The organism is Streptomyces sp. KR55 (assembly GCF_052245645.1).
Classification (GTDB): domain Bacteria; phylum Actinomycetota; class Actinomycetes; order Streptomycetales; family Streptomycetaceae; genus Streptomyces; species Streptomyces flavusporus.
Genome location: NZ_JBQQCE010000291.1, coordinates 1 through 12,231, shown reverse-complemented (window position 1 = coordinate 12,231; position 12,231 = coordinate 1). Strand labels below are relative to the sequence as shown.

Annotated in this window: 11 protein-coding genes and 1 pseudogene; 7 read left to right on the top strand and 5 right to left on the bottom strand. The window is 71.0% G+C overall.

Annotated elements, in window-relative coordinates; translation table 11 throughout:
* From ACTWQJ_RS33425 to ACTWQJ_RS33415, 3 genes are all read right to left on the bottom strand, one after another.
* Positions 1-340, bottom strand: a 340-nt coding sequence (locus tag ACTWQJ_RS33425; RefSeq protein ID WP_443310246.1) for a hypothetical protein, incomplete at its 3' end; no start/stop codon positions are given.
* Positions 341-477: 137 nt separating this feature from the next.
* The gene (locus tag ACTWQJ_RS33420) at positions 478-1,143 is read right to left on the bottom strand and encodes a TetR/AcrR family transcriptional regulator (RefSeq protein ID WP_443310245.1); all 666 of its coding nucleotides are present in this window, start codon (positions 1,141-1,143) and stop codon (positions 478-480) included.
* Complete coding sequence (locus tag ACTWQJ_RS33415) at positions 1,140-2,435, bottom strand: PucR family transcriptional regulator (RefSeq protein WP_443310244.1); 1,296 nt, start codon at positions 2,433-2,435, stop codon at positions 1,140-1,142. The genes ACTWQJ_RS33420 and ACTWQJ_RS33415 overlap by 4 nt, the downstream gene beginning before the upstream one ends.
* A 188-nt stretch (positions 2,436-2,623) precedes the next feature.
* Between ACTWQJ_RS33415 and ACTWQJ_RS33410 the strand changes: the two genes are divergently transcribed.
* From ACTWQJ_RS33410 to ACTWQJ_RS33390, 5 genes are read left to right on the top strand one after another with little or no spacing between them, the layout of a single operon-like run.
* Positions 2,624-3,382, top strand: a complete 759-nt coding sequence (locus tag ACTWQJ_RS33410) for an ABC transporter ATP-binding protein (protein ID WP_443310243.1) — start codon at positions 2,624-2,626, stop codon at positions 3,380-3,382.
* A complete protein-coding gene (locus ACTWQJ_RS33405) occupies positions 3,379-4,185 on the top strand; it encodes an ABC transporter ATP-binding protein (RefSeq protein ID WP_443310242.1) in 807 nt (268 codons plus the stop codon). The genes ACTWQJ_RS33410 and ACTWQJ_RS33405 overlap by 4 nt, the downstream gene beginning before the upstream one ends.
* Positions 4,186-4,190: 5 nt before the next feature.
* Positions 4,191-5,072: a branched-chain amino acid ABC transporter permease gene (locus tag ACTWQJ_RS33400; protein WP_443310241.1), complete on the top strand. Its 882-nt coding sequence runs from the start codon at positions 4,191-4,193 to the stop codon at positions 5,070-5,072.
* The gene (locus tag ACTWQJ_RS33395) at positions 5,069-6,175 is read left to right on the top strand and encodes a branched-chain amino acid ABC transporter permease (protein ID WP_443310240.1); all 1,107 of its coding nucleotides are present in this window, start codon (positions 5,069-5,071) and stop codon (positions 6,173-6,175) included. Before ACTWQJ_RS33400 ends, ACTWQJ_RS33395 begins: the two co-directional genes overlap by 4 nt.
* 5 nt (positions 6,176-6,180) lie before the next feature.
* Positions 6,181-7,458 carry an ABC transporter substrate-binding protein gene (locus tag ACTWQJ_RS33390; protein WP_443310239.1) on the top strand — a complete coding sequence of 426 codons (1,278 nt, stop codon included), beginning with the start codon at positions 6,181-6,183 and terminating at the stop codon, positions 7,456-7,458.
* A gap of 177 nt (positions 7,459-7,635) precedes the next feature.
* Here ACTWQJ_RS33390 and ACTWQJ_RS33385 read toward each other — a convergent pair.
* A pseudogene (locus tag ACTWQJ_RS33385) lies at positions 7,636-7,845 on the bottom strand (SDR family NAD(P)-dependent oxidoreductase); the annotation flags it as partial.
* 131 nt (positions 7,846-7,976) lie between these two features.
* Here ACTWQJ_RS33385 and ACTWQJ_RS33380 point away from each other — a divergent pair.
* A complete protein-coding gene (locus ACTWQJ_RS33380; protein ID WP_443310238.1) occupies positions 7,977-8,165 on the top strand; it encodes a hypothetical protein in 189 nt (62 codons plus the stop codon).
* A 245-nt stretch (positions 8,166-8,410) separates the two neighbouring features.
* Positions 8,411-10,831: a SpoIIE family protein phosphatase gene (locus ACTWQJ_RS33375; RefSeq protein ID WP_443310237.1), complete on the top strand. Its 2,421-nt coding sequence runs from the start codon at positions 8,411-8,413 to the stop codon at positions 10,829-10,831.
* 62 nt (positions 10,832-10,893) lie between these two features.
* On the opposite strand, the gene ACTWQJ_RS33370 is transcribed toward ACTWQJ_RS33375, so the two are convergent.
* Positions 10,894-12,231: sodium/solute symporter (locus ACTWQJ_RS33370; RefSeq protein WP_443310236.1), on the bottom strand; the 1,338-nt coding region annotated here is incomplete at its 5' end.

Genomic DNA, 12,231 nt, shown 5'->3' with positions numbered 1-12,231 from the left:
ACCGTTGCGGGACGGCCGCCGGCGGCTCGGCGGGCGTCGGCCCTCCGCCGCTCGTCGTGGCTAGCCTTCCCGCCTCCCGTGGCGTCATCGCAGCCGGTCGCGTGCCGCGTGACCACAGCGGTCCTACCACGGCTTCCTGCGGAATCCGGCGCAGGTGACCGGCGCCGGCGCTGTCCTCGGCCGTGTCGCCGAGGCGACGGTGCTGCTGGTCCAGCGTGCGTAGGTCGGTCCGTGCGGCGTCCAAGGCGTCCAGAACGGCCTGGAAGGAGTCCCGGATTTCCTGCGCGGGACCGCCCCCGGGCGTGAGGCCATGCCGCGGTTCGGCGTCGGGGATTCCCATCGGCAGTCCTCCTTGGGCAACATCCGTCGTGAATCGATACGCACTCCGCGCAGCGTCGTCTCAATCCGCCGCCTCGCCGCCCCGCCGCACCCGCACGTCTGTGCGGCGCCCTTGGTGTCGTGCCCGGCGCCGGGCGTTCAGCCGGCCGGAGCCGACAGGTGGATGAGGATGCCGCACACCTCGTCCACGATCTCCCGGGCCTCCCTCTCGTCCGCGCAGTCGCCCAGCTCGCGCGCCGCCCCTCCGATGACGGTGGTCAGCACACTCACCCGAACCCGGCCGGCACGTCGCTTCTCGTCCACCTCCAGGAGCCGGGCGTTGCGCCGTACCCACGCGCGGTCCCACTGGCGGCGCAGCGCGTCGAAGCCGGCCGGGCCGTCGTCCTCCACGAGGAGCATGCCGAGGCGCCGGTTGTCCCAGGCACCCTCCAGGTACGCCCTGGCTCCCGCGACGAAGAGGGCGACGGGATCGTCCACGCCACGGCCACGCTCGGCGGCCAGCGTGGCCGCGGTCCGGCGCTCCAGCTCCTCCCGGAACTCCTCCCAGAGGGCGAGGTACAGCCCTCGCTTTCCTCCGTAGTGCTGGAAGAGGCTGCCTACGGGGAGGCCGGAGCGCGCCGCGATCTCGGTGAGACCGGCCTCGGCGTAACCGCGCTCGGTGAACACCTCCAGCGCGGCGTCCAGCAGGGCGTGCCGAATGGAGCCGTCCCGCTCGGCGTGCACTTCCGGCGGGCGCATCTTCGCCTGCCCGTCCGGCCGCTGACGTGGCGTCTGAGTCCCGGTCGGCTCCATGATGCCGCTCACTGGTCATCCTCACCTTCCCCGGCCCCGTCGCGGATGGCGAGGGCGACCAGCAGTTCCAGGAGGTCGGCGATCCGGCGCGGATTGCGCCCGGTGCGTTCCTCGATCCGGCGCAACCGGTAGTGCGCCGTGTTGTGGTGCACCCGCAGCCGGTCGGCGGCCAGCCGCAGGTTGAGATCCGCCTCCGCGAAGGCCCGTATGGTGGCCGCCAGCGTGTCGCCACGTCTGCGGTCCTCCTCCAGCAGCGTACGCACGCGGGGATCGACCAGCTGGCGGGCGAGGTCGTCGGCGCGCAGCGCCAGGTAGTCGAAGGGAGACAGACGCGGCAGTGCCGCCACCCCGCCTCCGCTCGGCACGAGGTCGAGGGCGGCCCGTGCCCCCTCGTAGGCGCGCGGCAGTTCGCCGGCGCCCTGGGCGACTGTGCTGATGCCCATGGAGAGCATCGTGCCCTCCCGCGCGAGCCGCCGTTGCACGCCCTCGAAGTGGGCGCAGATGTCCTCCGCGTCCATGCCGGTGCGGACCACGGGCACGGCCACCACCTCGCCGTGACGTACGACGACCAGGGTTCGGCCGGCCCAGGGCCCGGCGACGCTGATGGACGCGCTGGTGGCGTAACCGTGCTCGGCCGAGGTGAGGTCGCCGGTGCGGGTGTCGCCGACGCACACGGCCACGACCGCCATCATCGGCGAGTGCGGCCCGATGCCGTAGGCCTGCGCCGCGGCGAGCAGGGGACCGCGCGTCGGCGCCGCGCCCGCCAGGAGCTGGTCCAGGAGGTCCCGGCGCTCCCGGTCGGCGTCCGCGACCACGTGCTGCTGGTACTCGACATAGGCCTGCGCGGCATGGGTGCTGGCGTAGTCGACGTACCGCATCAGCGGTGTGACGAGGGACAGCGCGGCCTGCTGGGCCTCGGCGGACGTGCCCGCGCAGTCCAGCAGCGCGTCCCACAACACCTGCCGGCCGACCCGGAAGGCGCTGATCCAGTCCTCGAGGGCGAACCCGGCACGGGCTCTGCGCATGGCTGCCGCGCGGCTGAAGACCAGGTCTTCGGGGGCGATGTCCCGGTCGCCGGCCAACGCCGCCAGCTGCATCCGGTAGTGCGTGAGGACCTGGTCCCGTACGTCGCCGAAGAACTGCTCGTCCTGCAGCGCGTACGAGGGGATCTCCGTGCGCATCACCGCGACGGCGCTCTCCGCCACCTCCTCGAGCCGGTCCTGGACGGCGTGCAGGATCCGGTGCCGCTCCCGGCTGAGCGGGTCGGAGAGTGCGGGGGTGCCCAGGGCGGGTCCGCGAGGCATGGCGCCGATCGTCGCTGCCCTCATGGTGTCCCGTCAACAGGCTCCGGAGGCGACATGCCGAGGGAGTTGGGCGCGGCGCACAAGTCAGCGACCGCGAAGTTGGGTGCTCGTACCCAATGTGCGCCCGGAAGGCCCCCACCTACTGTGACGCTCGCCCACCCCCCAGCACCTCGGAAGGGGCGTCACTCATGCTCGCGGTCGACGGTATCAGCGTGCGCTTCGGCGGGATCACGGCACTGGACGGTGTCGCCTTCACCGTCGAGCCGGGCACCGCCGTGGGGCTCATCGGGCCGAACGGAGCCGGCAAGACCACCTTGTTCAACTGCCTCACCAGGCGCTGCACCCCTGATGCGGGGACGGTGCGGTTCGAGGACGAGGACCTCATCGCCCTCCCGCCGCACTCCGTGGCCGGGCGCGGCATCGCCCGCACCTTCCAGAACCTGGGACTGTTCCCGCGGCTCACGGTCCGGGAGAACGTCATGGTCGGCGCCCACAGCCGGGGGCGCACCGGACACCTCGCCGCGGCGCTCCGGCTGCCCCGCGTCCGGCGAGAGGAGAGAGAACTACGTGACCAGGCGGACGACTTGCTACGGCGGCTCGGCCTGGCGGATGTCGCCGACCACCCCGCCTCCGGGCTGCCGTTCGGCACCCTCAAACGCGTCGAACTCGCCCGGGCGCTCGCGGTACGGCCCCGGCTGTTGTTGCTCGACGAACCCGTCAACGGTCTCAGCCACGGCGAGGTCGACCAATTCGCGGATCTGGTCCGGGCGGTGCGCGAGGACTTCGACCTGACGCTCGTGGTGGTCGAACACCACATGGGGTTCGTGATGGGCCTGTGCGACAAGGTGGTGTGTCTCGACTTCGGGCGCAAGATCGCCGAGGGCCCCCCGGAAGAGATTCAGCGCGACCCGGCGGTCATCGAGGCGTACCTGGGGGTGGCGGCATGAGCGAGCCGACCACCGACCCCACCGAGGCCGGGGCGAGTGCGGAGCCGGACTTCCTGAAGGTGTCCGACCTGCACGCCGGATATGGCCAGGCCCGCGTGCTCCAAGGCCTGGACTTCACCGTCGCACGCGGCGAAGTGTGCGCGATCCTCGGACCCAACGGAGCGGGCAAGACAACAACCCTGCGGACCCTGTGCGGCATGGTCCGCGGACGCGGCTCGGTGACCTTGAACGGTACGGAGCTGCTGGGCCGTGCCCCGGAGCAGGCCGCCCGGCTCGGCGTGGCGCATGTGCCCGAGGGCCGGGGCACCCTCAACGACCTGACCGTCGAGGAGAACCTGCGCATCGGCGCCCACCTGCGCACCGGCCGATGGCGGCGGGGCCGCGCCGAGCGCGCGGCCGTGGCGGCCGACCTGGAACGGATCTACGGCTACTTCCCCAAGCTGCGCCAACGGTCCCGCCAGGCCGCCGGCAGTCTCAGCGGCGGCGAGCAGCAGATGCTCGCCATCGGCAGGGCGCTGATGCTGCGGCCCTCGCTGCTGCTCCTGGACGAGCCGTCGCTGGGGCTCGCGCCCCTGGTCACGCGCGAGCTGTTCGAGATCGTCCGTGCCGTGAACGAGGAGGAACGCACCACCGTGATCGTCGTCGAGCAGAACGCCCAGCTCGCACTGGATGTCGCGCACCGGGCTCACGTACTGGAGGCCGGCCGCCTGGTGCTGTCCGGACCGGCCGACCGGATCCGCGAGGACGGGCAGGTCGCCGAGGTGTACCTCGGTGTCTCCGTCCGCTCCGGAAAGGACGGGTGAGCGCCGTGACCGAACTGCTCCAGCAAGTGGTGGAAGGGGTCGGCTCCGGCGCCGTCTATGCCAGCCTGGCGCTGGCCCTGGTGCTGATCCACCGGTTCACCGGGATCGTCAACTTCGCACAGGGTGAGCTCGCCATGATCTCCACGTATGTGGCCTGGCAGCTCGTGGCGTCCGGGATGTCGTTCTGGCTGGCGCTGCCGGTCACCCTGGCGGTGTCGTTCGCCGGCGGCATGCTGGTCGAACGGATCGTCATCCGTCCCGTGCAGAACGCGCCCGAACTGACGATGGTCATCGTCACGGTCGGCCTGTTCATCTTCGTCAACGCGATGGCCGGTCTGATCTGGTCGTTCACCGTGAAGGACTTCCCGCAGCCGTTCCCCGGCGGCGGCATCGACCTGGCCGGAGTGCGTGTGGACTGGTCGACGCTCGGGATCATCGCGGTGGTGGCCGTCGTGATGGGCCTGCTGTACCTGCTGTTCCAGCACACCTCCGTCGGCCTGGTGATGCGGGCCGTCGCGTCCAACCCCGCCTCCGCCCGGCTGTCGGGCATCCGGGTCGGCCGGGTGCTGATGCTCGGCTGGGGGCTGGCCGCGACGGTCGGCGCGGTGTCGGGGGTGCTCGTCGCCCCGGTGCTGTTCCTGGAGCCCAACATGATGGGCGGGGTGCTGATCTACGCCTTCGCCGCGGCCACCCTCGGGGGCTTCGACAGCCCGCTCGGCGCGGTCGTCGGCGGCCTGTTCGTGGGCGTCGCCGAGACGCTGGCCGGGGCCTACGTGGGCGTGATCGGTGCCGATCTGAAGGTGGGCGTACCCCTGGTGACCATCCTGGCGGTGCTGCTGGTGCGGCCTCAGGGCCTGTTCGGACGGGCGGCGGTGGAGCGCGCATGAACACGAACGTCGCAACACTCGGCACCGACCGCGCCCGCCGTCTGCGGGCCACGGTCACCGCGCTGCTCGCGGCGGCCGTCGCCGTCGGCGCACCGTTCTACTTCGCCCCCTTCCAGGTCTTCCAGCTGACCATGGTGCTGCTGTACGCCGTGGCGCTGGCCGGACTGAACCTGCTGGTCGGATTCGGCGGGCAGATCTCGCTCGGGCACGGCGCGTTCTTCGCGGCGGGGGCCTACACGGCGGCGGTCATGCTCGACCGGTACGACACCGGCCACCTGGCCACGCTGCCGGTCGCGGCCGCCGGAGGTTTCCTGCTGGGCCTCGGTTTCGGGGTGCCCGCCCTGCGGCTGCGCGGGCTGTACCTGGCCCTGGTCACCCTGGCATTCGCGGTGTTCCTGCCGCCGTTGCTCAAGCGGCTCGAACCGGTCACGGGCGGCTCGATGGGCCTGACCGTGGACAAGCTGCAGCCGCCCGCGTGGAGCGGGCTGGCCGAGGACCAGTGGACGTACTTCGTGGTCCTTGCCGTCACCGCGGTGGCCCTGCTGCTCGCCCGCAACCTGCTGCGGTCCCGGGTCGGCCGGGCACTGCTGGCCGTGCGGGACAACGAGAGCGCCGCGGAGGTCATGGGCGTGCGGCTGTCGCTGCACAAGACCCTCGCCTTCGCGTGGAGCGCGATGTTCGCGGGTGTCGCCGGGTGTGTGTACACCTGGGTGATCGGCTTCGTCTCACCCGACTCGTTCAGCTTCGTGCTGTCCATCACGTTGCTGGCCGGCCTGGTGGTCGGGGGGCTCGCCTCGCTGTACGGACCGCTGTTGGGGGCGGCGTTCGTGATGTACGTGCCGAGCGTGGCCCAGGACATCAGCGAGGCGGCGCCCGGTGTGGTGTTCGGCCTGCTGATCATCGCGGTGATGTTCGTGGCCCCGACGGGACTGGCCGGTCTGGCGGGCCGTGTCCGGGGCGCCGCCGCCCGTCGCCCCTCTCGCACCACCCCCGACGCCGACCAGGCGCCTGAATCCGAACCCTCCGCGCCCCCCACACCCGCGGATCCCGCACCTGCCGATGCCGAACCCGTGGGCGCACCGCCCCGCACGGAAAAGGAATGAATCACATGCGCAAGACGACCGCTCTGCGGGCGGCCGCGGCCGCGTCCGCCGCCCTGCTCCTCGCCACCGCCTGCAACAGCCAGCGCGGACAGGACGACAAGGACGCCGCCGCCGACGGCGCGTGCCAGGGCCAGCAGACCACCGGCATCACCGACAAGACCATCAAGCTCGGCGGAATCTACCCGCTGTCGGGACCGGCCTCCGCGTACGGCACGATCAGCAAGGGCGTGAGCGCCTACTTCAAGCACGTCAACGACAAGGGCGGCATCGACGGCCGCACGGTGGAGTTCACCGTGCGCGACGACGGCTACCAGCCGCCCAAGGCGGTCGAGGAGGCCCGCAGACTGGTCGAGCAGGAGAAGGTCTTCGCCGTCTTCCAGACCCTGGGCACCCCGTCCACGGCCGCCGTGTGGGACTACCTCAACAAGCGGAAGGTGCCGCAGCCCTTCGTCGCCACGGGTGCCTCCGTCTGGGGTACGGACGACAAGCACCCGTGGACCACGGGCTGGCAGCCCAACTACGTGGCCGAGGCACGGGTGTACGCCAAGTACCTCAAGGACGAGAAGCCGAAGGCCAAGGTCGCCGTGCTCTACCAGAACGACGACTTCGGCAAGGACCTGCTCGGCGGGTTCAAGGAGGCCGTCGCCGGCAGCGGCATCAAGGTCGTCGCCGAGGAGAGCTACGAGGTCACCGACCCCTCCGTCTCGGCACAGATGACAAGCCTCGCCCGTTCCAAGGCGGATGTGCTGCTCAACATCACCACGCCCAAGTTCGGCAGCCAGGCCCTCGCCGCCGATGCCAAGAACACCAAGTGGAACCCGCTGCACATCGTGAACAACGTGTCCTCGTCCGCCACGGTGCTCAAGCCCGTCGGATTCAAGAACGTCCAAGGTGTGGTCTCGGCGACCTACTTCAAGGACCCCGCCGACCCGCAGTGGGCCGACGACGCGGAGATGAAGACGTACAAGGACGCGCTGAGCAAGTACGCGCCCGGCTCGGACCCGGCCAACCAGTTCAACGCCTACGGCTGGGCCGCCGCCTCCAGCCTGCACAAGGCCCTGGACGCGATGAAGTGCCCGACCAGGGAGGGGCTGCGGGACGCGGTGCGCAACCTCAAGGACGTCAAGGTGGACATGCTGCTGCCCGGTGTCGCCCTCTCCACCGGGCCCGATGACGCCTTCCCGATCGAGACGATGCAGCTGATGCGGTTCAAGGGCGAGCGGTGGCAGTTGTTCGGCAAGCCGGTGGACACCCGCAAGGAGTTCGGCCCCCTGGCGAAGTGAGCCGGCGGGGGCGGTCCCGGTCGATGCCCCGACCCCTGGGGACCGCCCCCGCCCCGCCCTGGCGTCCGAGCGGTGTGCGGGCGAGCGAGGTGGAACGCGACGCCCGCCGGGCCGAGGCCTCGCGGCCATCGGGGCGTCGATCAGGCCCGGGGCGACCAGGTTGGCGCGGATCCCACGCGGCGCACCACCCTCCTTAGCGACACGGTGGGTGAGACTGAACAAGCCTGCCTTGGAACTGTCGTAGGCGGGCGAGTCGGTGGCCGTGCGCAGCCCCGCCACGGAACCGACGAAGACGATCGATCCTCCGTCGGCGGTCGCGGGCAACCCGTACTTGGCGGCGAGGAAGGGGCGCTCAGGTTGAGCGAGAGCGCAGTTCGTCGGCGGCACGCAGCAGAAGGGCGTCGGCCCGTGTCCACGCCTGGGCGTCCGGCCCCCCCCGCCGACCCGCCGGATCTCCTCGTCGGTGCCCCCAGGCCGGAGATCGGCGACCTGGAGGTGACGGCGGGCTCGGCCCGCCGATGGACCTGGCAGCGGCGCACCGCTCCTTCCGTTCCGCCGTCAGGCTGCTGGAAGCCGCCCGTGCGGAGTCGGTGCGGGGATACCTCGAGAGGGGACGGCATATCCGCGAAGTCGCCCGCAGCGCGCACGTCCATGTCGGCATCGTCCGCTACCGGCTGCGCCGTTTCGTGCCGCCAGGGCCCAGCTGAGCTCCCCCGCGGTGTCCACCGTGCCTGCCGTAATCCCTCATGCCCGCCACACCGCGCCACGAGGCGGGCAAGGCCGCGGCCTCCGTCGGGTTTCAATAGGCTTACATGGTCAGCAGGTCAGCGTGCATTCGGGAACGCCGAGCCACCGCCACGGACGCCGTCATGCCGGTCACCGGCCGCGGTCAGGACCCGCGGCAGAACATCGGTGACCGAGTACATGGTCGTGTCCAGCGGTGGAGAAGCGGATGACGGAGCTCAGCGAAAGCCACGACGATCCGTTCGCCCTGCACCTCGCCGCCTTGGCGGTGCTCGACGACCGGGGAGTCGTGGTCGGATGGAACCGGCGGGCTCAGGAACTGCTCGGCTATCCGGACACAGCCGTGATCGGTCGTCCGGCGTTCGAGGCCCTTGTCGATCCTCGCGATCTGCCGGCCGCAAGGTGGGCCGCGGCGAGCTGCAGGAGAGCCGGCGGCTGGTTCGGCGTGCTCACATTGCGGCACCGCGACGGGCGGCTCGTGGAGATGGGGCTCAGGGCCCATGAGCTGTCACGCGATGGCCGGGTCCGTGAGTGGTTTCTTGCCGGGGCCCTCGCGGCGGATGTCCTGGAGTGGCAAAGGGACCGCGCGGTCCTCGACGGGTTGTACCGCCAGTGCCCGATCGGCCTGGTCGTCCACGGCCCTGACCTGAGGGTTCTCCGGGTCAACCGGGCCGTCGAACGCTTCAGCGGCGTCCCGGCGGCAGACTTTCGGGGGCTGCCCACCGGCCGGATGCTGCTCCCCGACGACGCACGCAAGGCGGTGGACCGTGTGCGCCAGGTGATGGAGACCGGAAGGCCGTTGGTCTACTCCGAGCAGTTCGCTCGCCTGGAGTGGGATCCGGCACGAGAGCGGGTCGCGTTGGTGTCGTCCTTCCGGATGGAGGATCCCTCCGGCCGCGTCCTGGGTGTGGCCGAGATGATCGAGGACATCACCGAACGCCATCGGGCCCAGCGTCGGCTCGCGCTCCTCGACCAGGCTGGCAGCCGTATCGGAACCACGCTCGACGTGGCCGAGACCGCCCGGGAACTCGCCGAGGTGATGGTGCCTCACCTCGCCGACCATGCGTCGGTGGACCTGCTTCAGCCGGTGACGCGCGGTGAGGAACCGACGCGCGCCCTGGCAGGGCCCGTGGTCCGACTGGGGACCTGCAGCGTCGGCGCCCAGCAACCCGGCCCGCCCCACCCCCAGGGCGAGCCCGTGGAGTTCGGGCCCGACACACCGCAGGCCGGATGCCTGGCCGAGGGACGGCCCGTCCTGGAACCGGTTCTCTCGCCCGACTGGTTCTCGGCGGAAGGCCGCCAGGGGGCCCACGCTCCGGACCTGAGCGCCCACTCCCTGATCGTGGTACCTCTTGCCGCGCGTGGCCTGGTGCTGGGCGTGATGACCCTGTGGCGCTCGCGCCGCCCCGATGCCTTCGAGGCGGACGATCTCACCCTCGCCCAGGAACTCGCCTCGCGCGCCGCCGTTGCCATCGACAACGCCCGGCGCTTCACCCAGCAGCAGCAGACCGCGTTCACCTTGCAGAGCAGCCTTCTGCCCCGGGCGGTTCCGGACCAGTCGGCCGTCGAGGTGGCCCTGCGGTACCTGCCGGCCAGCGCGGCCCCGGGCCTGGGCGGCGACTGGTTCGACGTCATTCCCCTGTCCGGGGCCCGGGTTGCCCTCGTCGTCGGCGACGTGGTGGGACGCGGCATCCATGCCGCCGCCACCATGGGCCGGCTGCGCACCGCCGTCCATACGCTCGCCAGCCTCGACCTGGAACCGGACGAGGTCCTTTCCCGCCTTGACGACCTGGTCCTTCTGCTGGCGGCCGAACAGGAAGCAGTCGGCGAACGGCCCGTGGGGGAGCAGGTCGTCGGCGCCACCTGCCTGTACGCCGTGTACGACCCCGTCTCCGGACGCTGCTCCGTGGCCCGCGCCGGTCACCCGCCGCCCGCGGTGACCGCTCCGGATGGACAGGTGGCTCTGCTCGACCTGCCCGCCGGCCCACCGCTCGGCCTGGGCGGCCTGCCGTTCGAGGCCCGGGACATCGAACTGGCCGAGGGAAGCCTGCTGTGCCTGTACACCAACGGACTCATCGGCGAGCGTCACATCGATGCCGACGTCGGCCTGGCGAAGCTGTGTGCAGCGCTCACCCGCCCCGCGGATGCGCTGGAACGGACATGCCAAGCGGTCGTCGACTCGCTCGTGCCCGCGCGCCCCAGCGACGACGTCGCGTTGCTGATCGCCCGCACCCGCATGCTGCCGGCGGACGATGTCGCCTCCTGGCGTCTGCCGCTGGAGCCTGCCAGCGCCGCCCGGGCCCGGGCATTGACCTCGGCCAAGCTGAGCGAATGGGGTCTGGAGCACTTGGCGTTCACCACCGAGTTGATCGCCAGCGAACTGGTCACCAACGTCTACCGCTACGCCGGCGGTCCGGCGACCTTGCGGCTGATCCGTGAACGGTGTCTGGTGTGCGAGGTCAGCGACACCAGCCACACCTCACCCCACCTGCGCCGCGCCCGTACGACCGACGAGGGCGGGCGCGGCCTGTTCCTGGTGGCCCAGATGACCGAACGCTGGGGTACCCGCTACACCCGCGAGGGCAAGACCGTGTGGACCGAACAACCACTGACCGGCACGCCCGTCTGACCGTCTCGGGCCGCGGCCGGCGCGGGAGACCGCATGGAGTCGGCCCGCCCACGCTGCCGTGGTCATTCGGCTGCGGCGAGCAGCCGTGCCTCGCTCTCCTCGTACAGGCGCCGGTGCTCGCGGCTCTCGGCGGCACGGCGCCGGTGGTCCAGACAGCTGCCCAGCCAGCCCGCCAGGTAGCCGAACGGGATGGAGACCAGTCCGGTGGACTGCATGGGGAACAGGGCGAAGTCGGCGTCCGGGAAGACGGCGGACGGCGTGCCCGAAACGGCCTTGGAGAAGACCATGAGCAGCAATGCGCAGGCCGCGCCGCCGTAGAGGGTGGCGAGCAGGCCGGTGCGCGTGAACCCTCGCCAGAACAGGGAGTAGGTGAGCGCGGGTGCCACCGCCGATGCTCCTATGCAGATGGCCAGAGTGGTCAACACGCCGGCGTCCCAGTTCTGCACCATGGTGGCGAGCCCGATGGCAACGATCCCCACGACCACGCTCGTCCACGCCGCCACCGTCATCTCGGTACGCGGCTCGGCTTGTCCCCGCTGCACCACATGGGCGAACAGGTCGTGGGCGAGTGACGAGGCCGCGGCCAGGGTCATCCCTGCGACCGACGACAGCAGGGTGATGAACACCATGCCCGCCACGGCCGAGTAGAGGATCGTCGCGCCCGCGGAGTCGGGGGCCCCGCCGAGCACCTGCGACAGCATGAGCACCGACGTTCTGCCGTGCGGGTCGGCCGCGGTGATGTACCGCGATCCCACCAGGGCCGCCGCACCCGTACCCATGATGATCACGAGCAGGCAGAACGTGGTGACCGTGCCGACCGCCCACGACATGGAGCGACGCACGGCCGGCACGTCCTGCGAGGAGTACAGACGCATCGTGATGTGCGGCAGGCAGGCCACACCGAGGATGACGGTGATCTGGAGACTGACGAAGTCCAGCCGGCCACCGGCCGAAGTGCCGAGCTGCAGGCCCTGCTGAAGGTAGGCGGGGCCCGCGCCGCTGCCGTGTTGGGCGGCCCTGAGGATGTCGCCGGGGCTCCAGTCGAAGCGGTTGAGCACGAGAGCGGCGACGACGATGCTGGTGCCGAGCAGGAGCACGATCTTGATCATCTGAATGAGCGCGGTGCCCCTCATACCCCCGATCGCCGCATAAATGATCATCAGAGTGCCGACGATGACGATGCACGCCGTCCTGACGCCCGCCATGTGTGGGATGTTCAGGATGAAGGTGAGCAGCGACCCGGCTCCGGAGAGCTGGACGACCAGGAAGGGCAGGGTCGCCGAAAGTGTCACCACGCAGGCCGCGATACGCACGGCCCGTCCGGGTATGTTGCGGGCCAGGACGTCGCCCATGGTGAACCTGCCGGCGTTGCGCAGGGGTTCGGCCAGCAGGAACATCAG